Source organism: Amycolatopsis sp. NPDC051106 (assembly GCF_040682775.1).
In the GTDB taxonomy this organism is placed as follows: Bacteria; Actinomycetota; Actinomycetes; order Mycobacteriales; family Pseudonocardiaceae; genus Amycolatopsis.
Map to the genome: position 1 here is coordinate 158,567 of NZ_JBFBBQ010000010.1, position 23,221 is coordinate 181,787.

At 71.7% G+C, this 23,221-nt stretch carries 26 protein-coding genes; 13 read left to right on the top strand and 13 right to left on the bottom strand.

What is annotated here, in order from left to right:
• The first annotated feature begins 4 nt into the window (after window positions 1-4).
• The 4 genes from AB0M83_RS11275 to AB0M83_RS11290 all read left to right on the top strand — a co-directional run bounded on the left by AB0M83_RS11275 (window position 5) and on the right by AB0M83_RS11290 (window position 5,170).
• Entirely contained in the window at window positions 5-2,095 is a 2,091-nt protein-coding gene (locus AB0M83_RS11275) for an alpha-galactosidase (RefSeq protein WP_364515775.1), read from the top strand.
• 106 nt (window positions 2,096-2,201) lie between these two features.
• Complete coding sequence (locus AB0M83_RS11280; RefSeq protein WP_364515777.1) at window positions 2,202-3,089, top strand: SGNH/GDSL hydrolase family protein; 888 nt, start codon at window positions 2,202-2,204, stop codon at window positions 3,087-3,089.
• Between the two features lie 30 nt (window positions 3,090-3,119).
• On the top strand, window positions 3,120-4,052 hold the full coding sequence (locus tag AB0M83_RS11285) for a D-glycerate dehydrogenase (protein ID WP_364515779.1): 933 nt from the start codon (window positions 3,120-3,122) through the stop codon (window positions 4,050-4,052).
• A complete protein-coding gene (locus tag AB0M83_RS11290; protein ID WP_364515781.1) occupies window positions 4,049-5,170 on the top strand; it encodes a glycerate kinase in 1,122 nt (373 codons plus the stop codon). The genes AB0M83_RS11285 and AB0M83_RS11290 overlap by 4 nt, the downstream gene beginning before the upstream one ends.
• Before the next feature lie 44 nt (window positions 5,171-5,214).
• On the opposite strand, the gene AB0M83_RS11295 is transcribed toward AB0M83_RS11290, so the two are convergent.
• Both AB0M83_RS11295 and AB0M83_RS11300 read right to left on the bottom strand, forming a co-directional pair.
• Complete coding sequence (locus AB0M83_RS11295) at window positions 5,215-5,508, bottom strand: iron-sulfur cluster biosynthesis family protein (RefSeq protein WP_284743642.1); 294 nt, start codon at window positions 5,506-5,508, stop codon at window positions 5,215-5,217.
• An 81-nt stretch (window positions 5,509-5,589) separates the two neighbouring features.
• Window positions 5,590-6,000, bottom strand: a complete 411-nt coding sequence (locus tag AB0M83_RS11300) for a hypothetical protein (protein WP_364515783.1) — start codon at window positions 5,998-6,000, stop codon at window positions 5,590-5,592.
• Between the two features lie 148 nt (window positions 6,001-6,148).
• On the opposite strand from AB0M83_RS11300, the gene AB0M83_RS11305 reads away from it, so the two are divergent.
• From AB0M83_RS11305 to shbA, 4 genes are all read left to right on the top strand, one after another.
• On the top strand, window positions 6,149-6,628 hold the full coding sequence (locus AB0M83_RS11305) for a GtrA family protein (protein WP_364515785.1): 480 nt from the start codon (window positions 6,149-6,151) through the stop codon (window positions 6,626-6,628).
• Window positions 6,629-6,639: 11 nt separating this feature from the next.
• Window positions 6,640-6,993, top strand: coding sequence for a DUF202 domain-containing protein (locus tag AB0M83_RS11310; RefSeq protein ID WP_364515787.1), 354 nt, complete (start codon window positions 6,640-6,642; stop codon window positions 6,991-6,993).
• 364 nt (window positions 6,994-7,357) lie between these two features.
• Window positions 7,358-7,654, top strand: coding sequence for a DUF202 domain-containing protein (locus tag AB0M83_RS11315; RefSeq protein ID WP_364515789.1), 297 nt, complete (start codon window positions 7,358-7,360; stop codon window positions 7,652-7,654).
• A gap of 255 nt (window positions 7,655-7,909) precedes the next feature.
• Window positions 7,910-8,566, top strand: a complete 657-nt coding sequence (gene shbA / locus AB0M83_RS11320; RefSeq protein ID WP_364515791.1) for an RNA polymerase sigma factor ShbA — start codon at window positions 7,910-7,912, stop codon at window positions 8,564-8,566.
• A 34-nt stretch (window positions 8,567-8,600) separates the two neighbouring features.
• On the opposite strand, the gene AB0M83_RS11325 is transcribed toward shbA, so the two are convergent.
• From AB0M83_RS11325 to AB0M83_RS11335, 3 genes are read right to left on the bottom strand one after another with little or no spacing between them, the layout of a single operon-like run.
• Window positions 8,601-9,458, bottom strand: coding sequence for an amidohydrolase family protein (locus AB0M83_RS11325; protein ID WP_364515793.1), 858 nt, complete (start codon window positions 9,456-9,458; stop codon window positions 8,601-8,603).
• Window positions 9,455-10,423, bottom strand: coding sequence for an aldo/keto reductase (locus tag AB0M83_RS11330; RefSeq protein ID WP_364515795.1), 969 nt, complete (start codon window positions 10,421-10,423; stop codon window positions 9,455-9,457). Before AB0M83_RS11330 ends, AB0M83_RS11325 begins: the two co-directional genes overlap by 4 nt.
• Window positions 10,424-10,428: 5 nt before the next feature.
• Window positions 10,429-10,767, bottom strand: a complete 339-nt coding sequence (locus tag AB0M83_RS11335) for an L-rhamnose mutarotase (RefSeq protein ID WP_364515797.1) — start codon at window positions 10,765-10,767, stop codon at window positions 10,429-10,431.
• 80 nt (window positions 10,768-10,847) lie between these two features.
• Here AB0M83_RS11335 and AB0M83_RS11340 point away from each other — a divergent pair, with 80 nt between their 5' ends.
• Window positions 10,848-11,570, top strand: coding sequence for a FadR/GntR family transcriptional regulator (locus AB0M83_RS11340; RefSeq protein WP_364515799.1), 723 nt, complete (start codon window positions 10,848-10,850; stop codon window positions 11,568-11,570).
• 45 nt (window positions 11,571-11,615) lie between these two features.
• On the opposite strand, the gene AB0M83_RS11345 is transcribed toward AB0M83_RS11340, so the two are convergent.
• The 6 genes from AB0M83_RS11345 to AB0M83_RS11370 are packed head-to-tail and all read right to left on the bottom strand — an operon-like array spanning window position 11,616 to window position 18,131.
• Window positions 11,616-12,629, bottom strand: a complete 1,014-nt coding sequence (locus AB0M83_RS11345; RefSeq protein WP_364515801.1) for an ABC transporter permease — start codon at window positions 12,627-12,629, stop codon at window positions 11,616-11,618.
• A complete protein-coding gene (locus AB0M83_RS11350) occupies window positions 12,626-14,149 on the bottom strand; it encodes a sugar ABC transporter ATP-binding protein (RefSeq protein WP_364515803.1) in 1,524 nt (507 codons plus the stop codon). The genes AB0M83_RS11345 and AB0M83_RS11350 overlap by 4 nt, the downstream gene beginning before the upstream one ends.
• On the bottom strand, window positions 14,146-15,177 hold the full coding sequence (locus AB0M83_RS11355) for a sugar ABC transporter substrate-binding protein (protein WP_364515841.1): 1,032 nt from the start codon (window positions 15,175-15,177) through the stop codon (window positions 14,146-14,148). Before AB0M83_RS11355 ends, AB0M83_RS11350 begins: the two co-directional genes overlap by 4 nt.
• 56 nt (window positions 15,178-15,233) lie before the next feature.
• Window positions 15,234-15,980, bottom strand: a complete 747-nt coding sequence (locus AB0M83_RS11360; protein ID WP_364515805.1) for an SDR family oxidoreductase — start codon at window positions 15,978-15,980, stop codon at window positions 15,234-15,236.
• Window positions 15,973-17,277, bottom strand: coding sequence for an enolase C-terminal domain-like protein (locus AB0M83_RS11365; RefSeq protein WP_364515807.1), 1,305 nt, complete (start codon window positions 17,275-17,277; stop codon window positions 15,973-15,975). The genes AB0M83_RS11360 and AB0M83_RS11365 overlap by 8 nt, the downstream gene beginning before the upstream one ends.
• Before the next feature lie 2 nt (window positions 17,278-17,279).
• Complete coding sequence (locus AB0M83_RS11370) at window positions 17,280-18,131, bottom strand: fumarylacetoacetate hydrolase family protein (RefSeq protein WP_364515809.1); 852 nt, start codon at window positions 18,129-18,131, stop codon at window positions 17,280-17,282.
• A gap of 202 nt (window positions 18,132-18,333) precedes the next feature.
• Here AB0M83_RS11370 and AB0M83_RS11375 point away from each other — a divergent pair, with 202 nt between their 5' ends.
• Complete coding sequence (locus tag AB0M83_RS11375) at window positions 18,334-19,542, top strand: multidrug effflux MFS transporter (protein ID WP_364515811.1); 1,209 nt, start codon at window positions 18,334-18,336, stop codon at window positions 19,540-19,542.
• Here the strand turns inward: AB0M83_RS11375 and AB0M83_RS11380 are convergent.
• Window positions 19,532-19,786, bottom strand: a complete 255-nt coding sequence (locus tag AB0M83_RS11380; RefSeq protein ID WP_364515813.1) for a hypothetical protein — start codon at window positions 19,784-19,786, stop codon at window positions 19,532-19,534. The two genes, AB0M83_RS11375 and AB0M83_RS11380, sit on opposite strands and share 11 nt — an antisense overlap.
• Before the next feature lie 55 nt (window positions 19,787-19,841).
• On the opposite strand from AB0M83_RS11380, the gene AB0M83_RS11385 reads away from it, so the two are divergent.
• Window positions 19,842-20,567 carry a MerR family transcriptional regulator gene (locus AB0M83_RS11385; RefSeq protein WP_364515815.1) on the top strand — a complete coding sequence of 242 codons (726 nt, stop codon included), beginning with the start codon at window positions 19,842-19,844 and terminating at the stop codon, window positions 20,565-20,567.
• Here AB0M83_RS11385 and AB0M83_RS11390 read toward each other — a convergent pair.
• A complete protein-coding gene (locus tag AB0M83_RS11390; RefSeq protein ID WP_364515817.1) occupies window positions 20,560-21,783 on the bottom strand; it encodes an FAD-dependent oxidoreductase in 1,224 nt (407 codons plus the stop codon). The two genes, AB0M83_RS11385 and AB0M83_RS11390, sit on opposite strands and share 8 nt — an antisense overlap.
• A 207-nt stretch (window positions 21,784-21,990) precedes the next feature.
• On the opposite strand from AB0M83_RS11390, the gene AB0M83_RS11395 reads away from it, so the two are divergent.
• Together AB0M83_RS11395 and AB0M83_RS11400 are read left to right on the top strand one after the other, a co-directional pair.
• Window positions 21,991-22,194 (top strand): hypothetical protein, encoded by a 204-nt coding sequence (locus AB0M83_RS11395; protein WP_284743660.1) that lies wholly within the window; start codon window positions 21,991-21,993, stop codon window positions 22,192-22,194.
• A gap of 74 nt (window positions 22,195-22,268) precedes the next feature.
• Window positions 22,269-23,221 (top strand): SDR family oxidoreductase (locus AB0M83_RS11400; protein ID WP_364515819.1); only part of this gene is annotated, 953 nt, incomplete at its 3' end.

Below are 23,221 nucleotides of genomic sequence, written 5' to 3' on the forward strand. Positions count from 1 at the left end.
GATCATGTCGCTCGTCGAACACGACCCCGCGCACCGGCTCTGGCTGCTGCACACCCCCGACAGCTCGTACGCGTTCCGGCTCGACGCCGACGACCGGCCGCGGCACGTCCACTGGGGCCCGCCGCTGACCTTGGCGCAGGCCACGCAGGTCGCCGCGCGCCGCAACCCGGCCGACAGCAGCTTCGACGAGCCGGGTGACGAGCGGCAGGAACTGCCGGCCGAAGGCGGCGCCTTCTTCGGCGTCGCGGCGCTGGCCGTGAGGTACGAAGACGGGACGTCGGCGCTCGAGTGGCGTTACGACGGCTTCGCGATCGAAGACGACGCGCTCGTCGTCCGGCTCGCCGACCGGCACTACCCCCTCGAACTCTCGCTGCACTACCGCGCCCGCGGCGAGGTGATCGAGCGCTGGACGTCGTTGCGCAACACCGGCGACGTCCCGATTTCCCTGCTGCGCACGGATTCCGCGTCGTGGACGCTCCCCCGGCGCGCCGGCGCGCGGCTCACCCGGACGTCCGGCGCGTGGAGCGCCGAATACGGTGTGCTGCGCGAACCGCTGCCGGTCGGCGAAACCACGCTGACCAGCCGTCGCGGCGTCTCCAGCCACCAGGTCAACCCCTGGGTGATGCTCGACGCGGGCGACGCGACCGAGACGTCGGGCGAGGTGTGGTCGACCGCGCTGGCGTGGAGCGGGAGCTGGCGGATCACCGTCGAGCACACGCACACCGGCCGCGTCACGTGGACCGGCGGCTTCGGCCACGAGCACGTCGGCTGGCGGCTGCTGCGCGGCGAGACGTGGGAGACGCCCGTGTTCGCCGGGCTGTATGCGGCCGACGGCTTCGGCGGCACGAGCCGGCGGTGGCACGCCTACGTCCGCGAGTTCGTCCAACCGCACCCCGAAGAGCTGCGGCCGATCGTCTACAACTCCTGGGAGGCGACCGGCTGGGACGTCGACGAAGCCACCGAAACCTCCCTCGCCGAAGCCGCGGCGAAGCTCGGGACCGAGCTGTTCGTCATGGACGACGGCTGGTTCGGCGCCCGCACCGGCGACACCGCCGGGCTCGGCGACTGGACCGCCAACGCCGAGCGCTTCCCGGCCGGCTTGCAGCCCCTCGTCGACGCCGTCCACGCCCGGGGCATGAAGTTCGGGCTGTGGGTCGAGCCGGAGATGGTCAACCCGGACAGCGAGCTTTATCGCGCGCACCCGGACTGGGTGCTGCACATGGCGAACCGGTCACGCACCACGCTGCGCAACCAGCTCGTGCTGAACTTCGCGCGCGCCGACGTCGCGGACTGGGCGCACGAGTGGCTCGACCGCCTGGTCGGCGAGCACGGCATCGACTACCTCAAGTGGGACATGAACCGCGCGTTCACCGAGGCCGGCTGGCCCGCGGCGGGCGAGGACGCGGGACGGCTCTGGGTCGAGCACGTCCGCGCGGTGCACACCATCTTGGACCGGCTGCGCGCCGACCACCCCGCGCTGCGGATCCAGGGCTGCGCGGGCGGCGGCGGGCGCACCGACCTCGGAATCCTCGCGCGCACCGACGAGATCTGGGCGTCCGACAACACCGACGCCGCCGATCGGATCAGCATCCAGCACGGCTACGGCCAGCTCTACCCCGCCGGCACGATGTCGGCCTGGGTCACCGACAGCCCGAACCCGACCACCGGCCGCGAGGCGCCGCTGAGCTTCCGGTTCCACGTCGCGATGGCGGGTGTGCTCGGCCTGGGCGGCGACCTGCCGCGCTGGAGCGCCGCCGAGCTTTCCGAGGCCGCCGGCCTCGTGGCGCTGTACAAGAAGATCCGGCCCGTGGTGCAGCACGGCGAGCTGTACCGGCTGACCGACCCGGCGACGTCGGCGCTGACCGCGGTGCAGTACGTGCTGGACGCCGAGGTCGTGGTCTTCTTCTGGCGGCGGCCCGCGGAGTTCGCGCGCCCGGTCACGCCGCCGCGGCTCGCGGGGCTGGACCCGGCGGGGCGGTACCGCGACTCCGGCGGCGTCGTGCACGACGGCGCGGTGCTGCTGAGCCACGGCCTCGACGTCGACCTGCCTGGGAGCGGGTACGCGAGCGCGGTGGTGCGGCTGACCAGGGTCTGATTACCCACGCCGATCGGCGTGACCGGCACGGGTGAGCCGCATTGACTTTTCACCGGACGTGAGTCGAATGTGAAAGTCCTTCACTTCGCTCGCCAACGGAGGCAGCATGCGCAAGCGCCTGTCCGCTCTGCTCGTCGTGCCCGCGCTCGCCATGCTCGCCTTCGCCGCTCCGGCGTCGGCGAGCGCGGGCTACCACGAATACGTCGCCCTGGGTGACTCGTGGACCGCCGACGTCTTCGTCACCTTCCCGCCCACCACCGAGTTCACCCCGCTCGACTGCGCACAGTCCACTTCGGACTATCCGCACGAGGTGGCCGGCGCGCTGGGCGTCGAAACGTTCCGCGACGCCAGCTGCGGCGGCGCGACGACGACCGACTTCACGCAGCCGCAGAAGCTGCCGCTGGGCGGCACGAACCCGCCGCAGTTCGACCGGCTCACGGCCACCACTGACCTGGTCACCGTCGGGATCGGCGGCAACGACATCGGGCTCGCTTCGGCCGTGACCAAGTGCCTCAACCTGCTGCCGGTGAGCACGTGCAAGGCGAAGTTCACCGCGGGTGGCGTCGACCAGCTGGAAAACGCGGTCACGGCGAGCGAACCGAAGGTCGCCAACGCGCTGCGGCAGATCCACGAACGCTCACCGCAGGCACGGGTCCTGCTGGTGAACTACCTCGCCGGGCTGCCCGCGAGCGGGAAGGGGTGCTGGCCGGTGATCCCGATCGCCGACGGCGACGTCGCCTACCTGCAGGCGAAGTTCCTCTCGATGAACGCCATGCTGGCGCGGGTCGCCGCGGCCGACGACGCCGAACTCGTCGACACCTACACCCCGACCGTCGGGCACGACGCGTGCCAGGCGCCCACCGTGCGCTACGCCGAAGGCCTGCTCCCGATCTCCGCGAGCAACCCGCTGCTCCTCGCGTTCCCCTTCCACCCCAACGGCGCCGGAGCCGCCGCGCAGTCGGAGATCGTCCTCGCCGCGGTCCAGCGAGGCTGAATTGTCGGTCCCGTGAACTAGGCTGTCGGGGTGCCCAAGATCGCGGTGACCCGATGGATTCCCGACGACGCGGTGAAGGTCCTGGCCGAGGCGGGCGACGTGGTGGTGTCGCCCGCCGACCGTCCGCTGACGGCCGGGGAACTGCACGAGTTCGTCTCCGGCGCTTCGGCCGTCGTCGGGATGCTGCACGACCGGCTCGACGGCGCGCTCGCCGACGCTGCCGGGCCCGGGCTGAAGGTGGTCGCGAACGTCGCCGTCGGCTACGACAACGTCGACGTCCCGGCGCTGGCTTCCCGCGGGGTCGTCGTCACGAACACGCCAGGAGTGCTGACCGACGCGACCGCCGACCTCGCGTTCGGCCTGCTGCTCGCCGTCACGCGGCGGATCGGCGAAGGGGAACGGCTGCTGCGCTCGCGCACGCCGTGGTCGTTCCACCTCGGCTTCCTGCTCGGCTCGGGCCTGCAGGGCAAGACGCTCGGCATCGTCGGGTACGGGCAGATCGGCCGGGCGGTGGCGAAACGCGCCGAGGCGTTCGGCATGGACATCATCCACTCGGGACGGTCGAAGCAGGGTTCCGTTTCCTTCGAGGAACTCCTGGCGCGCGCGGACGTCGTCTCGCTGCACTGCCCGCTGACCCCCGAGACGCGGCACCTCATCGACGCGGCCGCGTTGCGCGCCATGAAACCCGGCGCCTACCTGGTGAACACGACACGCGGCCCGGTCGTCGACGAAGCCGCGCTGGCGGACGCGCTCGAAGCCGGAGAGATCGCCGGCGCCGCGCTGGACGTGTTCGAGCACGAGCCCGACGTCGAACCGCGGCTGCTCGGCCGCGACGACGTCGTGCTGAGCCCGCACCTCGGGTCCGCCACGGTCGAGACCCGCACGGCGATGGCCGTGCTGGCGGCCCGCAACGTCGCGGCGGTGCTCGCCGGGCGTCCCCCGCTGACGGAGGTGAAGCCGTGACCCGGATCGTCATCGCACCCGACAAGTTCAAGGGCAGTCTCACCGCGGTCGAGGCCGCCGAGGCCATCGCGCTCGGCGTCCGGGACGCGTTGCCGGACGCCGAGATCGTCTCGTGCCCGGTCGCCGACGGTGGCGAAGGCACCCTGGACGTCCTCGAAGCGGCGGGCGCGCGGATCGTCCGGCTGACCGTTCGCGGGCCGCTCGAAGACGCGGTCCAGGCTTCCTATGCGGTGCTGGACGGCACGGCGTACATCGAATCGGCGCGCGCGTGCGGGATCGAATTCGTCCAGCCCAGCCCGGAAACCGCGCTGGGCGCGCACACCTGGGGCGTCGGAGAACTGCTCTCGGACGCGTTGATCCACGGCGCTCGCCGCCTCGTCCTGACGGTCGGCGGCACGGCCAGCACCGACGGCGGGGCCGGGATGCTCAGTGCGCTCGGGGCCGGGGTGCTGGACGCGTTCGGCGCGCCGGTCGGCCTGGGCGGCGGGACGCTTTCGCGGGTCGCGTCGACCGAGCTGACGCCGGTGCGGGAACGTCTCGACGGGGTCAGCGTCGCCGTCGCCACCGACGTCACGAACCCGTTGCTGGGCCCGGACGGCGCCGCGGCGGTGTTCGGGCCGCAGAAGGGCGCGGGGCCGGCGGAGGTGACGTTGCTCGACGAAGCGCTGGGCCGGTGGGCGCACGCGCTGCAGGTCGGGGGCGCTCCGGACGTCTCGCGGATCCCGGGCGCGGGTGCCGGCGGCGGGGTCGCGGCGGGCGCGATCGCCCTCGGCGGGATCGTCGAATCCGGGTTCGACCTCATCGCCGGGCTGACCGGCGTCGATCAGGCCCTGGAAGGCGCCGATCTCGTCATCACCGGGGAGGGTTCGCTCGACGAGCAGAGCCTGAACGGCAAGGCGCCCGCCGGGATCGCGGACCGGGCACGGCCGTGCGGGGTTCCGCTGCTGGCGCTGGCCGGGCGGATCCAGCTCGATGCCGCCGGGCTGGCGCGGCTGGGAGTGGTGGGGAGCAGCGCGCTGATCGACCACGCTCCGTCGGTCGAGCACGCGCAGGCGAATGCGGCGGAACTGCTGCGGGTGCGCGCCGCGGTGCTGGTCAGCGAGTGGGCGGCCCGCTAGCGAACGGACCTCCCGCACCGCTGCGAAAGGCCCGTCCGCCGTGGTCAGCTCGTGTGCTGCGGCAGCACGGCGAAGGCGACTCCGCCGGCTTCGTCCTCTTGGACGTCGAGCACCTTGTCGTCGAGCAACGCCGCGGCCTGCGGTTCCAGGAAGACCTTCGGGCCTTCCTCGGCACCCAGCACGCTGTCGCCCGCCGCGGGCTCGGGGGCGACGGACAGCGCCAGCTGGGCGCTTTCGCCGTCGGCGTTCTGGACCGCCAGGCGGAGCCCGGCGTCACCCTCCCCCTGGCTGGTCAGTGCGGTGATCGCCTCGGCGGCGGCTTCGGTCACGGTCAGCATCTTCGGCCTTCCCTTCGTCGCGGTCCGGTGCACTGGGGCCCCACGCTAGGGGCGTCCGTTCGGCCGTGCAGTCTGAGCGGATCAGCCCTGCCGCGCCTCACGGATGGCGTCCGCCACGGACCCGCCCGCGTAGTCCGCCTCTTCGCGCGGATCGGAGTTTGAGTGGCGGTGCGGCACCTCGTCGGCCGGGGCCACCTGCTCGAAGTCGGCCGGCGCGTCCTCGACGGTTTCGTCGAGCTGGTCGGCCGGGGTCACCGCGAGCGGGCGCTCCGGGACCGGCTCCGACTCGGTGTCCGGCACCTCTTCGGCGAGGCGCTGGTCCATCGGCTCGCCTTCGCGGACTTCTCTGGGCGTGGTGCCGAAGCGGTCGGCGGCGCTCCAGTGCTCGGGCGGCTCGATGCCCTCTTCGAGGGGGTCGACGCGCAGCTCGTCCTCGTCCAGCGCCTCGCTGGGGTCGAGGCTTTCCGGTTCGGCCGCGTCACGGTCACTCACGGGTTTCTCCAGGCGCGTAGGCAGTAGTCATCGCCGGTGACCTACCCGAGGCGACAGGGACCGAAACCGCGGCGGTGTCACCGGGATCACAATTCTTCAACTGGTTTAACATATTCACAAGTTTGTGAACGCGGGGTAGGTTCGGATCATGGCCACCACCAGGTGCGCACCGGGACACCGGCTGCTCGCCACCGACCCCGACCGGCACCACGAGCTCGGCACGCACGCCGCGTGGTACGTCGTGGCCGGCGTGGTGACGACGGGCGTGCAGGCCGTTCTGTTCCTCCTGCTGCACGACGAGCTCGGCTCCCAGGTGGCGAACCTGGTCGCGATCGCGCTGACCACGGTCGGGAACACCGAGTTCCACCGCCGCGTCACCTTCGCCGGACGGCCCAGCAACGCCGGGAAGCGGCACCTGCAGGACCTGCTGACGTTCGCCTTCTACGCCGGGTACGGCTCGGCCGTCCTGGCGATCCTCGACGCGGTCGTCGACCGGCCGACGTCGTGGGAGGAGACCGGCACGCTGCTGCTGGCCAGCCTGGTCGGCGGGTTCGTGCGGTTCGCGGTGCTGCGCTGGTGGGTGTTCGCGCACCGCGCCGAAAGGGCTGCGGCGGCCCACAGCGGCTAGCGTCTGGAGGCGTGGCCTCGGAAGACATCACGCCCCACGAGGGCGGCAGTGAACCGGACTATCGCTTCACGCTGGCCAACGAGCGGACGTTCCTCGCGTGGATCCGGACGGCGCTGGGTCTACTGGCGGGCGGGGTCGCGGTGCACCAGCTGGTCCCCGCCCCGGCGGCGGCGAGCGCGGTGCTCGCCGGGCTGTGCGTGGTACTGGCGGCGGCGTTGGCCGCGACGGCCTATCCGCGGTGGCGCCGGGTGCAGATCGCGATGCGGGCCGGGCAGCCGTTGCCGCGAAGCTGGACGATAGTGGCGCTGACGGGCGGCCTGCTGGCACTGACCGTGGCGGCGGCGGTGTTGCTGGTGCTGTCGTGAGCCGGCGGCACGTGGCGATCGCGCCGCCGCGCAGGCCCGGCCGACAGCGGTCCGAAGTCTCCCGGCCACGTGCCACTCGGACCACACCGATCCGACACCCGCACCAGCCGCACCGGGCCATCCGGGTGCAGCCCAGCGTGAACCTTCACCACTGCCCCGGCACCACCCGAGCCGAACCGGATCCGCACGCTCGGCCACGCAGCGCACACACCGTCCAGCCGTCCGAACATCCCCGCCGAGCCTTGCCGACCGCCGTTCGCGCCATTCGGCCCAGCGCCGCCCAACCTCGGCTCGCCCCCCGAATACCGCCACTTCGCGATTATCGCGACGTCAGAAGTACCGTCATCCTTCTGCGGGTAATCCCATGACCGCCCCCGATGGCGCTCAGGCGGAGCGCACCGGGCTCGCCTGGCGGCGGACCGCCCTCGCCTCCGCCGCCTGCACCGTACTTCTCCTGCACTCCGCCGCCCAGCGCCATTGGGGTGTCTCCCTGGTCCCCGCACTGCTCGCCGCGGTGACATCCGCCCTGCTGGCAGCCGTGGGCGTGCGCCGCGAACGGGCGCTGCGGATCGCCCGGCCGGTCGTGATGAGCCCCGTCCTGCCCGCCATCGCGTCGCTCGCCGTGACCGTGACTGCCACTTCCGTGGCGGTCCTCCACTGACGAGTGAAGTCGGCACATCCTGAAACCGATTAATCGCAATGTGCGGGGCCTGGTCGCGGTAACATCACGACCACTGCTGCTAACGGGGTATTGGTACTTGAAATCTGGACTGATGTGCCACCACATGCTTACGATTACCCAGCGTCGCACGGAACGCAGATAAGACCGGGTCTCCCGGAGTATCTTGCGATCAGAACGTCACAGAGAGTTGACCCCCCGGCAGCGACGGTCGAGGGTCGGCCGGGGAGACGACTCATGACTGCACCGCCGAGGACCACCGAGCAATCCGCCAGCGACGTCCGCGATTATCGGACCCCGGAGTCATTGCCGCGGCCCGGTGGACGCCTCACCAAGGAGGACCTCGACCCGCTCGTCAAGGACGCGGGCGAGGGCAACCCGGCCGCCATCCACAACCTGCTCCAGATGATCGAGCCGGTCGTGGTGCGGTACTGCCGGGCCCGGATGGGGGGCCGCGACCTCTCCTACCTGTCGGCCGACGACGTCGCCCAGGAGGTCTGCCTCGCGGTGTTGAAGGCCCTTCCGGATTATCAGGACCGCGGCGGCTCCTTCCTCTACCTCGTCCACGCGATCGCGGCCAACAAGGTCGCCGACGCCTACCGCGCCGTCGCCCGCGACCGCTCCGAGCCCGTCCCCGAGCTCCCGGAACGCCCGCTCGCCGGCGGCAACGAGCCCGAGACCCACGCGCTGCACCTCGACCTCGGCGCCCGCCTCGGCCGGCTGCTCGCCTCGCTGCCGCGCGTGCAGCAGGAAATCCTGACCCTGCGCATCGCCGTCGGCTTCTCGGCGCAGGAGACCGCCGAAGCGCTCGGGATTTCCGCGGGCAACGTCCGCGTCACGCAGCACCGCGCGCTGACCCGGCTGCGCGGCATGATCCACGACGACGAGTTCTGACAGACCACCCCAGCGGCGGGCGGGGACACCTCTTTTACCCCCTGGAAGAGGTCTCCCCGCTCGCATCCAAGCCGTAGCAGCGGCGGGCGTTGTGCTCGAACACGCCCAGCCGCTCGGCATCCGAAAGCCCGCCGGTCAGCGCGATCGCCGCGTCCAGGACCAGCTCATAAGACGCGGCCAGCTCGCAGACCGGCCAGTCCGAACCGAACACCAGCCGCGACGGGCCGAAGACGTCCAGCACGTGGTCGACGTACCGGCGCAGGTGCCCGACCTCCCAGCCCGTCCAGTCCGCCTCCGTGACCAGCCCGGAGAGCTTGCACACGACGTTCTCCCGCGCGGCCAGCGCCGCCACCCCGGACGCCCAGGGCTCCCACTCCCCCGCCGCGATCGGGGGCTTCGCCGCGTGGTCCAGCACCAGCCGCAGCTCCGGCAACCGCAACGCCAGCTCGGTGGCCGCGGGCAGCTGCGCCGGGCGCACCAGCAGGTCGTACGCGAGCCCGGCCGACGCCACCGCGCTCAGCCCGGCGACGATGCCGGGCCGCAGCAGCCAGTCGTCGTCCGGCTCCGCCTCCACCTGGTGGCGGATCCCCACCAGCGGACCTTGCTCACGCAGTGCGGCCAAACGGTCCACGACATCCGGAGCCGCCAGGTCCACCCAGCCGACGACGCCCGCGATCACCGGCTCCGCCGAAGCCGTCGCCAGGAACTCCGCCGTCTCTTCGGCCGACGAAACCGTCTGGACCAGCACCGTCGCGTGCACGCCCGCCGCCTTGGTGACCGCGCGCAGGTCGTCCACCGTGTACGGCCGGCGGATCGGGTCGAGGGCCGTCCCCGCCATCCACCGGTACTCGCGCCGCGACGGGTCCCACAGGTGGTGGTGGGCGTCGATCATGAAGCGCCTCCGGCGATGACGACGTCGGCGCGCAGCAAGCCCGCGTCGACCAGTTCCTTCCACAGCCGCAGCGGCACCGCGGCCCGGGCGCGGCGCGCGTTCACGGCGACCTGGTCCGGATCATGCGCGCCGACGACGACCGACGCCACCGCGGGATGCGCCATCGGCAGCGCCAGCGCGGCTTCCGGCAGCTCGACGCCGTGCCGCGCGCACACCTCGGCGATCCGCCGGGCCCGCTCGACCAGCTCCGGCGGGGCTTCCGCGTAGTCGTAGACGCCGCCCGGCTCGGCGGTCGCCAGGATGCCGGCGTTGAACACGCCGCCGGCGACGACGGAGACACCGCGGTCGAGGCAGAGCGGCAGCAGCTCGTCGAGCGCCGGCTGGTCGAGCAGCGTGTAGCGCCCGGCCACCAGCACCACGTCGAGGCCGGTCCGGCGGACGAACTCCGCCAGCATGGGCGCCTGGTTCATCCCGGCGCCGAACGCGCCGATCACGCCCTGGTCCCGCAGCTCGCGCAACGCCGGGAAGGCGCCGCGCAGGGCTTCCTCGAAGTGGTCGTCGGGGTCGTGCACGTAGACGATGTCGACGCGGTCGAGCCCCAGCCGCGTCAGGCTGTCCTCCAAGGACCGCAGGACGCCGTCGCGGCTGAAGTCCCACCGGCGCTTGTACGCGGCCGGGACGGCGAAGCCCTGGTCGTCGCACGCGCCGGCGCCGTCCGGATTCGGCTCGAGCACGCGGCCGACCTTCGTCGAAAGCACGTACTCGTCGCGGGGGTACGAGCGCAGTGCCGCGCCGAGGCGGGTTTCGGAGAGGCCGAGGCCGTAGTGCGGTGCGGTGTCGAAGTACCGGACGCCTTCCTCCCACGCCCGGCGCACGGTCGCGGCCGCGGTCTCGTCGCTGATCGCGTGGTAGAGGTTGCCCAGCTGCGCGCAGCCGAGCCCCAGCGGGGACAGGGAGAGTTCCAACGCCGTCACTCCTTTTCCGGCAGTTCCCAGACCAGCCCGATGCCGGTGTCACCGCCGGAGTAGTCGTCTTCGACGGCCAGCAGCTCGGCCATCCGGGCCTGCCACGGGACGTTCGCGGGGTGGTCCCGCAACGCCGCGCGCATCGCCGCGTAGTCGTCGACTTCGACGACGTGAAAGAGGTCGAGACCGTTACGCCAGATCCGCCAGGTGCGGACACCGGCCTCGCGCAGGGCGACGTCCAGCTCGGGTGGGATGACCGCGTGGACGGACTCGTACTCGGCCTCCTTGCCCGGCTTGAGCCGGGTATGCAAAGCCACTCTTTGCGGTTCGCGTTGGTGGGTCATCACCACTCCTTGGCCGGGTCATGGCACGCTGGGGAGTACACCGAAACATCCGAGGTCTGTTGCAGGGAAGGGCGGACACGATGCCCGTCACCGATGTCGCGATCGACAAGATCAAGGACATGATCATCTCCGGCGAGCTGGCGCCGGGCGACCGGCTGCCGAAGGAGGCCGAGCTGGCCCAGCGGCTCGGGCTCTCGCGCAGCTCCCTGCGGGAGGCCGTGAAGGCGTTGTGCCTGATCCGGGTGCTCGACGTCCGCCAGGGCGACGGCACGTACGTCACCAGCCTCGAGCCGAACCTGCTGCTCGACGCGATGACGTTCGTCGTCGACTTCCACCGCGACGACACCGTGCTCGACTTCCTCGCCGTGCGGCGGATCCTCGAGCCGGCCGCGACCGCGCTGGCCGCGCTGCACATGAGCGACGACGACATCACCGAGCTGGGTCAGCTCCTCGGTGAGCTGGAGGACTCGCCGACGGTCGAGGCGCTGGTCGCCAACGACCTCCAGTTCCACCGCAAGATCGCCGACGGCTCCGGCAACCCGGTGCTGTGCTCGCTGCTCGACAGCCTCTCCGGCCCGACGGCCCGCGCCCGCATCTGGCGCGGCCTCACCCAGGAGGGCGCGGTCGCGAAGACCCGGGAGCAGCACTCGGCGATCTACGACGCGATCGCGGCGCGCGAGCCGGAGCTGGCGCGCTCGTGGGCGACCGTGCACGTCGCGGGCGTCGAGCAGTGGCTGCGCAACGCGCTGGGCACCGCGGACGACCCGACGACGGACGCCGAGCCGGCCGCGGAAGCCTCCTGACACGCTCTTTCTCCTCGCAGTGGTCCGACGATCACAGCGGGCGGATCAGGTTTGAGGCTTTCCACCCGCGTACCGGGCGATGATCAGCGCGACCAGGATGATGGCGCCGTAGATCGCGCCCTGCCACTCCGCTGAAACGTGCGCGTAGTTGAGCAGGCTCGACACCGACGACAGCAGCAGGACGCCGGTCAGCGCGCCGACCAGCGTGCCCTTGCCGCCGTCGAGGGAGACGCCGCCGATCACCGCCGCCGCGAAGACCTGCAGGATCAGCCCGGACCCCTGGTTCGCGCCCAGCGCCCCGACGTAACCCGTGTACGCGAGCCCGCCGATCGCGGCGAGGATCCCGGCGACGACGAACACCGCCCACGCGATCCGGTCGACGCGGACGCCGGCCGCCCGCGCGGCTTTGCGGTTGCCGCCGATCGCGTACAGCGCGCGGCCGACGCGGTGGTAGCGCAGCACCCAGCCGGCGATCGCGAACAGCGCCGCCGCGAGCCACACCGACATCGGCAGCCCGAGGAACGTCGTGGTCGCCAGGTTCGTGAACGAGTCCGGCAGGTTGAACAGCGTCTTGCCCTTGGTCGACCCGACCTGGACACCGCGCAGCACGGTGAGCATCGCCAGCGTCACGATGAAGGCGTTCAGCTTCAGCTTCACGATCAGGAAGCCGTTGACGAACCCGACGAGCGCCCCGCAGAGCGGGATCACCAGGAGTCCGGCCGCGGCGGGCAGCTCCATGCCGAAGCCGGCCGACGCCGCCGGGATGACCACCATCGCGCCCAGTGCGGGCGCCAGGCCCATGGTGGACTCCAGGGACAGGTCGAACTTCCCGGTGATCAGCACCAGCGACTCGCCGAGCACGACCAGCGACAGCGCGGCCGACGCCGTCAGGATGCTGACGATGTTGCTCCAGCCGACGAACGTGTCGTCGACCAGGCCGCCGATGACGAACACCACGACGAGCGCGGGCAGCAGCGCGAGTTCGCGCAGCCAGACGGCTTTCCGGCGGCGAGGTGGCGCGGGCAGCTCCGTCTGGGGAGAGGTCATCACGTCGGTCACGAAAGCTCGACTCCTTCGATGTCGGCCACGAGGTCGCCGTCGGACCACCCGGCCTGGTGCTCGGCGACGACGGCCCCGGCGCGCAGCACCAGGACCCGGTCGCTCAGGCGCAGGTCGTCGAGCTCGTCGCTGACGATCAGCACCGCCTTGCCTTCGGCGCGCACCCGGTCGACGACCGCGAGCAGCGCCTCCTTCGACTTCACGTCCACGCCCGCCGTCGGGTTGATCAGCACGACCACCCGGGGATCGCCGATCAGGGCCCGCGCCAGCACGACCTTCTGCTGGTTGCCGCCGGACAGGTCGGACACGGGCTGCTCGGCGCTCGCGGCCACGATGTCGTAGTCGGCGAGGGCCTGCGACGCCCTCGCGAACCGGGTCCGCGGGGAAGCGATCCCGCCGCGGCCCAGTTTGTCCAAAATGGACAGGGTGGCGTTGTCGGCGATCGAGTGCTCCAGGACCAGGCCTTCGTGGTGCCGGTCGCGCGGCACGCACCCAACGCCCGCCCGGATCGCCGCCGGGATGTCGCCCGGCCGCAGCGGCGAGCCGTCGACGCGGACCGTGCCGGCGGACGGCGTCCGCAGGCCGTAGACCGTCTCGGCGACCTGGTGCTTCCCGCTGGCGTTGCTGCCCGCGAGCCCGACGACCTCACCGCGGCGCAACCGGAAGGAGACGTCGCGGAAGCCGTCGCCGGACAGCCCGTCGATCGAAAGGATCTCCGCGGCGTCCGCTTCGAGGGACTCGCGCGACGCGGCATCGCGGACGGACAGGCCGCCCGGTTCCCCGGTCATCGCGTCGACCAGCTCGGCCCGGCCGACCTCGGAGACCGGCGCGGTGAGCACGTGCTTCGCGTCGCGCAGCACCGTGACGGCCTGGCAGACCTCATACACCTCGTGCAGGTGGTGCGAGATGAACAGGAACGTCACCCCGCCCGCCTGCATCTGGCGCATGCGCTCGAAGAGCCGCTCGATGGCCTGGCTGTCCAGCTGCGCGGTCGGCTCGTCGAGGACGATGAACCGGGCGCCGTAGGACAGCGCACGGGCGATCTCGACGAACTGCCGGTCCTCGACCGACAGCTCACCCGCCGGCGTGTCGACGTCGACGTGGACGTCCCACGAGTCGAGCAGCTCGCGGGCCTTGCGCCGCAACGACTTCCAGCCGATCGAGAACCCGCCGCCGGCCTGCCGGTTGAGGAACAGGTTCTCGGCGACCGTGAGCTGCGGGACGACCATCGCGTGCTGGTACACGCAGGCGACGCGGGCCTTCCAGTCGTCCTGTCTGGACAGGGGCGGGGCCGGCTCGCCGCCGAACTCGACGTGCCCGGTGTCCGTGGCGGACAGCCCGGTGAGGATGGAGACGAGCGTCGACTTGCCGGCCCCGTTGCGCCCGACGAGCGCGTGCGACTCGCCGGGGTGCACGGTGAGGCTGACGTCGTGCAGGGCCACGGTCGGGCCGTAGCGCTTGCCGACGCCGTGGGCGCTGACCACTCCGGCGGCGGTTTCGCCGGCGGGCAGCGCGGTCACAGGTTGTTCCCCCACAGGGCCTTGTCGTCCACGTTCGCCTTGGTGATGACGGGCGCGGGCAGCTGGTCCTCGAGGATGCCGGGGCTGATCTCGACGATGGTGCTGTCGTGGTCGGTCGGGCCGGGCTTGAACGTCTCGCCCGCCATGGCCTTCTTCAGCCAGTACAGGCCGTACTTCGCGTACGCGTCGGCCGGCTGGGACACGGTCGCGTCCAGCTCGCCGGCGCGGATCGCGGCCAGTTCTTGCGGGATGCCGTCGTTGGACACGAGCACGATGTGCTTGGGGTCGCCGACCGGGAAGGACAGGTTCTTGCGCTTGAGCGCCTGCTGGGTCGGGGCGAGGTAGACGCCGCCGGCCTGCATGTAGACGCCCTTGATGTCCGGGTTCGCGGTCAGCATGCTGTCCAGCCCGGAGGACGCCTTGTCGGCCTTCCACTCGGCCGGGATGTCCAGCACCTGGATGCCCGGGTACTTCTGCGCCATGCAGGCCTTGAAGGCCTCCGAGCGGTCACGGCCGTTGACCGAGGCGAGGTCGCCCTGGATCTGCACGACCTTGCCGGACTTGACCTTCTCGCCGATCGCGTCGCAGGCCTTGGTGCCGTAGGCCTTGTTGTCGGCCCGCACGACCATCGCGACCTTGCCGCTCTCGGGGGCGACGTCGACCGCGACCACCGGCACGCCCTTGTTCTCGGCCTGCTTGAGCCCGGCGACGATCGCCGCGGAGTCCAGCGGCGTCACGACCAGGCCCTTGACGCCCTGGTTGAGGAAGGTGCCGATGTCGGTGATCAGCTTCGCCGGGTCGCTGTCCGCGTTGACGGTCGGGAGGACGTCGACGCCCTCGGACTTCGCCATCTGCGGCACGTAGTTGTTGTAGGCCTGCCAGAACGGCGAGGTCAGCAGCGGCAGGGTCGCGCCGACCTTGCCACCGGGACTGCCACCCGCGCTGGGCGCGGCGACATTGTCCTTAGTGGACCCGCAGGCGGCCAGCACCAGGCCGCAGACGGCGGCCGTGGCGGCCACCTGGATCACCCTGCTTTTGAATGGCACAGCACGCACCGCATCCTCCTTGATGACAGCGAAACGTCTTATCGGGGTTGCACGGGGCCGCGCGGGCGCAGGCCGTACATGCCACCGTCGACCGCGAGCGCGGTGCCGGTGGTCGAAGCGGAAAGGGGGCTGGCGAGGTAGACGATGGCGTTCGCGACCTCTTCCGCGGTGACGAGCCGGCCCATCGGCTGGCGCGCCGCGAGGGCCGCGCGTTCGGCCGCCGGGTCGTCGGCGGCGTCGAGCAGCCGGCCCACCCAGGGGGTGTCCGCCGTGCCCGGGCACACGCAGTTGACGCGGATCCGGTCGGGCAGGTGGTCGGTCGCCATGGCCAGGGTCAGCGAGAGCACCGCGCCCTTGGTGGCCGAGTAGAGCGCGCGGTTGGGCAGGCCGGCCCAGGCCGCGATGGAGCTGGTGTTGACGATCGCCGCGGACGGCGAGTTCTTCAGGTGCGGCAGCGCGGCCCGGGCGAGCCGGACCATCCCGACGACGTTGACGTCGAACACGCGGTGCCACTCGTCGCCGTCGTTGGCCGTGACGTCGCCCTGCGCGCCGATCCCGGCGTTGTTGACGAGGATGTCGAGGCGCCCGAAGCGTTCGACGACGGCGTCGATCGCGGAACGCACCTCATCGTCCGAACCGACGTCACAACGGATGCCCTCGTCGCCCGGGTTCAGGTCGAGCACCGCCACCTGCGCACCGCGTTCGGCCAGCAGGGTCGCCACCGCCTTGCCGATGCCCGAGGCGCCTCCGGTGACGGCGGCCACCAAGCCCTCGAATTCACTCACTTGCCGTCTCCGTCCACTCGGGACCGTCCGGGAACCGGAAGCGGCGCAGCGTGGCGTCGTGCATGCGCGCGGAGAACCCGGGGGCGGTCGGGGCGAGGTACCGGCCGCGCTCGACGACGGCCGGGTCGGTGAAGTGCTCGTGCAGGTGGTCGACCCACTCGATCGAGCGGTCCGCGTCGGTGCCGGACACGGCCACGAAGTCGAACATCGAGAGGTGCCGGACCAGCTCGCAGAGCCCGACGCCGCCGGCGTGCGGGCAGACCGGCACGCCGAACTTGGCGGCCAGCAGCAGGATGGCGAGGTTCTCGTTGAACCCGCCGACGCGGGCGGCGTCCAGCTGCAGCACCGAGATCGCGTTCGCCTGCAGCAGCTGCTTGAAGACGACGCGGTTCTGGACGTGCTCGCCGGTGGCGACGCGGATCGGCGCAAGCGCTTTCGCGATCGCCGCGTGGCCCAGGACGTCGTCGGGCGAGGTCGGTTCTTCGATCCAGTACGGGTCGTACGGCGCGAGCTCGGTCATCCAGTCGACCGCCGCCTGGACGTCCCAGCGCTGGTTGGCGTCGACGGCGATCCGGATGCCGTCCCCGACGGTTTCGCGGGCCAGCTTCATGCGCCGGACGTCGTCCTCGAGGTTGCCGCCGACCTTGAGCTTGATCATCCCGAAGCCGTCGGCGACGGCCTGTTCGGCCAGCCGCACCAGCTTCGCGTCGGCGTACCCGAGCCAGCCGGGTGACGTGCTGTACGCGCGGTAGCCGTCGTTCTCCAGCTGTTTCGTGCGCTCGGCACGGCCGGGTTCCGCGCGCCGCAGGATGTCGAGGGCTTCGGCTTCGGTGAGCGCGTCGGAGAGGTAGCGGAAGTCGACGAGGCTGACGAGCTCCTCGGGCGTCATGCGGGCCGCGAACTTCCAGACGGGCAGCGCGGCGCGGCGTGCGGCGAGGTCCCACGCTGCGTTGACGATCGCGCCGACCGCCATGTGCGCGACACCCTTTTCCGGGCCCAGCCAGCGGAACTGCGAGTCGCCGACGAGGGTGCGCGACAGGTCGCCGAGGGCGGCCGCGTCCTCGGGCACCTCGCGGCCGACGACGTGCGGGGCGAGCGCGCGGATCGCGGCGGCCTGGACGTCGTTGCCGCGGCCGATGGTGAACGCGAGCCCGTAGCCGTCCGGGCCGCCGTCGGTGTGGAGCACGACGTAGGCGGCGGAGTAGTCCGGGTCGGGGTTCATGGCGTCCGAGCCGTCGAGCTCCCGCGACGTCGGGAACCGGACGTCGAGGACCTCCATGCCGATGATCTTCGCCATGGTCAGGCCTGCCTCGCGGTCTGGCGCTGCCGGCCGAGCCCGTCGATCTCCAGCTCGATGACGTCGCCGTCGCGGAGGTAGGGCTTGGGATCGGGCTGCCCGAGCGCGACGCCTTCCGGCGTACCGGTGTTGATGAGATCGCCCGGCCGCAGCACCATCACCTGGCTGAGGTGGTGGATGATCTCGGCCACGGAGAAGATCATGTCCTTGGTCGACGAGTCCTGCTTCTTCTCGCCGTTGATCCACAGGCGCAGGCCCAGTTCCTGCGGGTCGGGCACCTCGGCCGCGGGAACCAGCGCCGGGCCGAGCGGGTTGAAGTTCTCGCACGACTTGCCCTTGTCCCACTGGGCGGTGCGGAACTGCAGCGCGCGCTCGGAAACGTCGTTCGAGACGACGTAGCCGGCGACGTACTCCAGAGCTTCGTCGACGCTGTCGAGGTAGCGAGCGGTCTTGCCGATGACGACGCCGAGCTCGACCTCCCAGTCGGTGCTGACCGACCCGCGCGGGATGAGGACGTCGTCACCCGGGCCGACCACGACGTCCGGCGCCTTCATGAAGACGACGGGCTCGGTCGGCGGCGTCGCGCCGGTCTCCTCGGCGTGGCGGCGGTAGTTCATGCCGATGCAGACGACCTTGCCGGGCTGGGCGATGGGCGAACCGACGCGCAGCTTCTCGACGTCGGCCTTCGGCAGTTCCCCGGCGGCGAGCGCGGCGGCCACCCGGGCGACGCCGTCCGCGGCGAGGAACCCTCCGTCGATGTCGGCGGTCAGCCCGCCCAGCTCGTAGGTCGTGCCGTCGTCGGCACGCACGAACGCACGCTCACTTCCCGGCTCCCCGAGGCGCACAAGCTGCACGGATTTTCCCTTCACCGCTCGACCAGACATCCGATGTATATCGCAGTCAGGGTCGCCAATCCAGAGCCGTCGCCCAATCGACCGGAAATTGGTCGGATCAGTACCGGTTCAGTGCTCATTCGAGCACGGGGTGTCACCGCGCACAGCCGGAATAGCGCAGGTCACCGCGTCGCTGGTCGGAGTCAGGGACCCGAGGAGGCGCATGACCATCACGGCGGAAGGTACCGCGACGAGCAGGCGGGCGCACCTGAAGTTCATCCTCGTCCTGGGTGGTCTCTCGGCGTTCGGGCCGCTGTCGATCGACATGTACCTGCCCGCGCTGCCGCGGATGGCGGGCGACCTCCACGCGGCGGACACGACGGTCCAGCTGACGCTCAGCGCGTTCATCGCCGGCCTGGCGCTCGGCCAGCTGGTGCTCGGGCCGCTGTCCGACGCGCTGGGACGCCGTCGCCCGCTGCTGGCGGGCCTGGCGCTCTACGTCGTGGGCTCGGTGTTGTGCGCGGTGAGCCCGGACGCGTGGCTGCTGGTCGCGGCGCGCGGCGTGCAGTCCCTCGGCGCGGCGGCCGGCGTCGTGATCGCGCGGGCCACGGTGCGGGACCTCTTCTCCGGTACCGCGATGACGAAGTTCTTCTCGACGCTGATGCTGGTGACCGGGCTGGCCCCGATCCTGGCGCCGCTGATCGGCGGGCAGCTGCTGAACCGGACGTCGTGGCGCGGGGTGTTCGTCGTGCTGACGGCGTTCGGCGCGCTGCTGCTGGCCGTGGTGGTGTTCTCCTTCCCGGAGCCGTCTTCGAGCCGCTCCCCCGCCCGGCTCGGCCAGGTGATGCGGACGTACGGGCGGCTGGTGCTGGACCGGTCGTTCGCGGGGTACGCGCTGGCGTCCGGCCTGCTGTTCGCGTCGATGTTCGCCTACATCTCGGGCTCGTCGTTCGCGCTCCAGGGCGTCTACGGGTTGAGTCCGCAGGCGTACAGCGTCGTGTTCGGCGTGAACGGCGTCGGCATCGTGCTGGCGGGCCAGCTCAACGGACGGCTCGTGGGCCGGATCCGCGAGCGGGCCCTGCTGCTTTCGGGCTTGCTGCTGGGGACTCTCGGAGGGGCCCTCGTCCTGGTGACCGCGCTGACGCGGGCGCCCCTGGCTTTCCTCTTGGTGTCGTTGTTCCTGCTGGTGTCGAGCATCGGCCTGGTGATGCCGAACGCGAGTTCGCTGGCGCTGGCTTCCCACGCGCGCTCGGCGGGCGCGGCGTCGGCGTTGCTGGGGGTGCTGCAGTTCGCGGTGGGCGCGGCGGCGACGCCGTTGGTGGGGCTGGGCGGACCGGGGACCGCGGTGCCGATGGCCGTCACCATGGCCGGGTTCGCCCTGCTGGCCCTGCTGGCGTTCCTCACGCTGACCCGGAAAGCCTCTACTGCCTGAGCAGCCGTTCGAGTTCGTCGCCGGCACCGTCGTAGCCGGCGTCGGCGATCCGCTGCAGCTCCAGGAGGTCCCCCGCGGCGACCGCGCGCCGGGTGAGCAGGACGCCGGCGTGTTCGCAGCCCTCGTCCAGCAGCTCGCTCAGCTCTTCGACGTCCCCGCGGGCGTCGGCGAGGTCGGCGAGCCGGTCCAGCGCCGTTTCGTTGCCTTCGTCGGCCAGTGCACGCAGGGTCTCGTAGTCCGCCATGCCCGCCATCCTCCAACCTTGCCCCAGGGGCAAGGTCAAGTGCGACGATGGCCGCGTGCTCACCATCGGACAGCTCGCCGGGTACGTCGGGGTGACGGCCAAGACGATCCGCGTCTACCACGCCAAGGGGCTCCTCCCCGAGCCACCGCGCGACGCGTCCGGCTACCGGCGCTACCGCGCGGCCGACGCCGTCGAGCTGATCAAGATCCGCACGCTCGCCGAGGCCGGCGTGCCCCTGGCACGCATCCGCGAACTCCGTTCCGGCGATGGGCTCGGCGAGGCGCTGCGGCAGATCGACGACGACCTCGCCGCCCGCATCCGCGGGCTGCAGGACACCCGGGCACGGCTGCGGAGGCTCGCCGACGGGCAGTTGTCCGCGTTGCCCGCCGACGTCGTGGAGCACCTCGCGGGCCTGACCGGCCTCGGGTTCAGCGAACGCTGGGTCGCGCTGCAGAACGACCTGTGGCTGCTGGTGTTCGCCACCCACCCATCGACGGCTCGGGCGTCCTTCCAGGACCAGGCGGCGATGCTGACCGACCCCGAGCTGCTCTCGGTCGTCCTCGAGTACGACCGGGTCCACGACGTGCCTCCGGACGACCCGCGGGTCGACGCCCTCGCCGAAAAGATCGTCTCGGCGACCCGCGACCGCTACGGGCCGGATCTGCCCGCGTACGAACGGGGTTCGGCGATCCCGGCACTGGTGCAGGGAGCGGTGAACGCGTCGTCGCCGGCGTGGCGACGGCTCGACACCTTGCTGCGGAAGGGGCTGGGCGTCAGGTGAGCGACGCCAGGTCCGCCGTCTTGAGCTGCTCCGCCGTCACCTTCGCGCGGCCGTCCACCAAGGCGCTCAGCGCATCCCCGTCGTCCCACATGTTCACGTTCATCGCCGCCGCCACCTCGCCGTCGCGCAGCCAGAACGCCGTGAACTCGCGGGCTCCCAGGTCGCCCCGGACCACCAGCTCGTCCGTCACCGGGTCCGCCAGCCCGCGGTACTCGCAGCCCAGGTCGTACTGGTCCGTGAAGAAGTACGGCGAACCGAGGAACGGTTCGTTCTCCCCCAGCAGGTTCCGCGCCACGTGCGCGCCCTGGTCCTTCGCGTTCGCCCAGTGCTCCACACGGATCCTGCGCCCGTAGCGCGGGTGGAAGTGGGCCGCGATGTCGCCCACCGCGTACACGTCCGGGGCCGCCGTGCGCAGACCCGCGTCCACGCACACCCCGCCGTCGTCGGACAGCTCCAGGCCCGCCGCGTGGGCCAGTTCCACCCGGGGTGCCGCGCCGACCGCGACCAGGACCACGTCCGCCGTCAGCTCGTCGCCGCCGCTCAGGCGGACACCGCGGACGCCGTCCGGGCCGCCGGTGATCTCCGCGACCTGCTCGCCCAGCCGGTAGTGCACGCCGTTCGCGACGTGCAGGTCGCGGAACACCCCGCCGACCGTCTCGCCGACGACGTTCGCCAGCGGGACCGGGACCGGGTCCACGACCGTCACGTCCGCGTTGTGCGTGCGGGCCGCCGCGGCGGCTTCGGAGCCGATCCAGCCGGCGCCGACGATCACCACGCGCTCCGCTTCGGCGAACGCCGAGCGCAGCTTGAGCGCGTCGTCGAGGCTGCGCAGCGTGTACAGCCCGGGCAGGTCGCCACCCGGGACGGGGAGCGCACGCGGCCGGGAGCCGGTCGCCAGGACCAGGCGGTCGTAGCGGTGTTCGCCGCCCGCGTCGTCCAGCACCAGCCGCGCGCCGAGCTCGAGCCGGGTCGCCGTGACGCCCGCGCTGAAGCGGATGTCGTGCTCCGCGTAGTACTTTTCTTCGTGCACCCAGTCGGGTTCGTCGGTGGTGCCGAGCAGGATGCCCTTCGACAGCGGCGGCAGCTCGTACGGCCGGTGCGGGTCGGCGCCCATCAACAGGACTTCGCCGGTGTAGCCGCGTTCGCGCAACGCGGCCGCGGCCGACGCACCGCCCAGGCCCGCACCGACGATGACGATCTTCCGCGGCTCCGACATCAGTGACCTCCCACGTCGACGAGACGGTGCGGACGGTACTCCCGAACGGGCCCGCCCACGACCGGGGGATACGCCGGAAATCCGCGAAGCGCAAGACAAAACCCGCGAGTAGGCAGATCGGGTGAACCGGCGTCATAGCGTCTCCACGCCTCCCTCCCACCCTCGCACGAAGCACGACCACGAAGAGAAAACGGAGGGGCGGCGACCATGAGTCGGGGCGAGTGGTCCGTCGGCTGCCGGGATCTGGCCGGCAGGCGCAGGGACGTGACGGTGTTCGTCAGTCAGGACAAGGTGGTGCTGGTCGCACCGCCGGGAGAGGCCGCGGTGCTCGGGCCGCTCGACGTCGGACGGCTGCGCGCCGCCCTGCGCGACGCGGTCGTCGCGACGGCGGACGAGACGGCCGAACCGTGAGCCGCAGACACTGACAACTACCGTTCCTACTTTTCAGTAGGTTAGAGTCGGCCCGACTGCGGAAGGGACCGGCCATGACGACCTACTTCGTGACGGGCGCGACGGGCTTCATCGGGAAACGCCTGGTTGCCCGCCTCCTGCGGCGGCCGGAGACATCCGCCGTGTACGCACTGGTCCGGGAAACGTCCCGGGAGCGCCTGGCCACCTCGGCCCAGGAGTGGCCGGGTGCGGACAAGCTGCACCCCGTGGCCGGCGACCTCGCCGAATCCCGGCTCGGTGTCGACCCCGCCCCTCTGCCGCACTTCGACCACGTCGTCCACCTCGGCGCGATCTACGACCTCACCGCCGGCGAGGACGCGAACCGGCGCGCCAACGTCGAGGGCACCCGGCACCTGCTCGCCTTCGCCTTGGCCGCGGAGGCGGGCCTGGTGCACCACGTGTCCTCCATCGCCGTCGCGGGCGACCACGCCGGGCGGTTCACCGAGGCCGACTTCGACCTCGGCCAGCACTTCGGCTCGCCGTACCACGCGACGAAGTTCCAGGCCGAGAAGCTCGTCCGCGAGCAGTCCCTGCCCTTCCGCATCTACCGGCCCTCCGCCGTCGTCGGCGACTCGCGCACCGGCGAGATGGACAAGGTCGACGGCCCGTACTACTTCCTCCCCGCGATCTCCCGGCTGGCGGCGCTGCCCGCGCGGCTCCCGCTGGCCGCCCCCGGTCTCGGCGCGACGAACCTGGTGCCGGTCGACTACGTCGTCGAGGCGATGGAGTACCTGATGCACCGGGACGCGCCGTCCGGGGCGACCTACCACCTCGCCGCCGCCCGGCCGCAGTCGCTCGATTCCGTCTACAACGCCTTCGCGCGCGCCGCCGGCGGGCCGACGATCCGCGCGCCGCACGACCCCGGACGGCCGGGCCGGCAGCACCGCGCGGATACGCCGACCGCGTGGTGGTGGGAAATCGTGCCCAGCCCGGTGATCGCTTCGCACGCCGCCGCCTTCGCGCGCTGCCACTGGCCGACCGGGTCGGT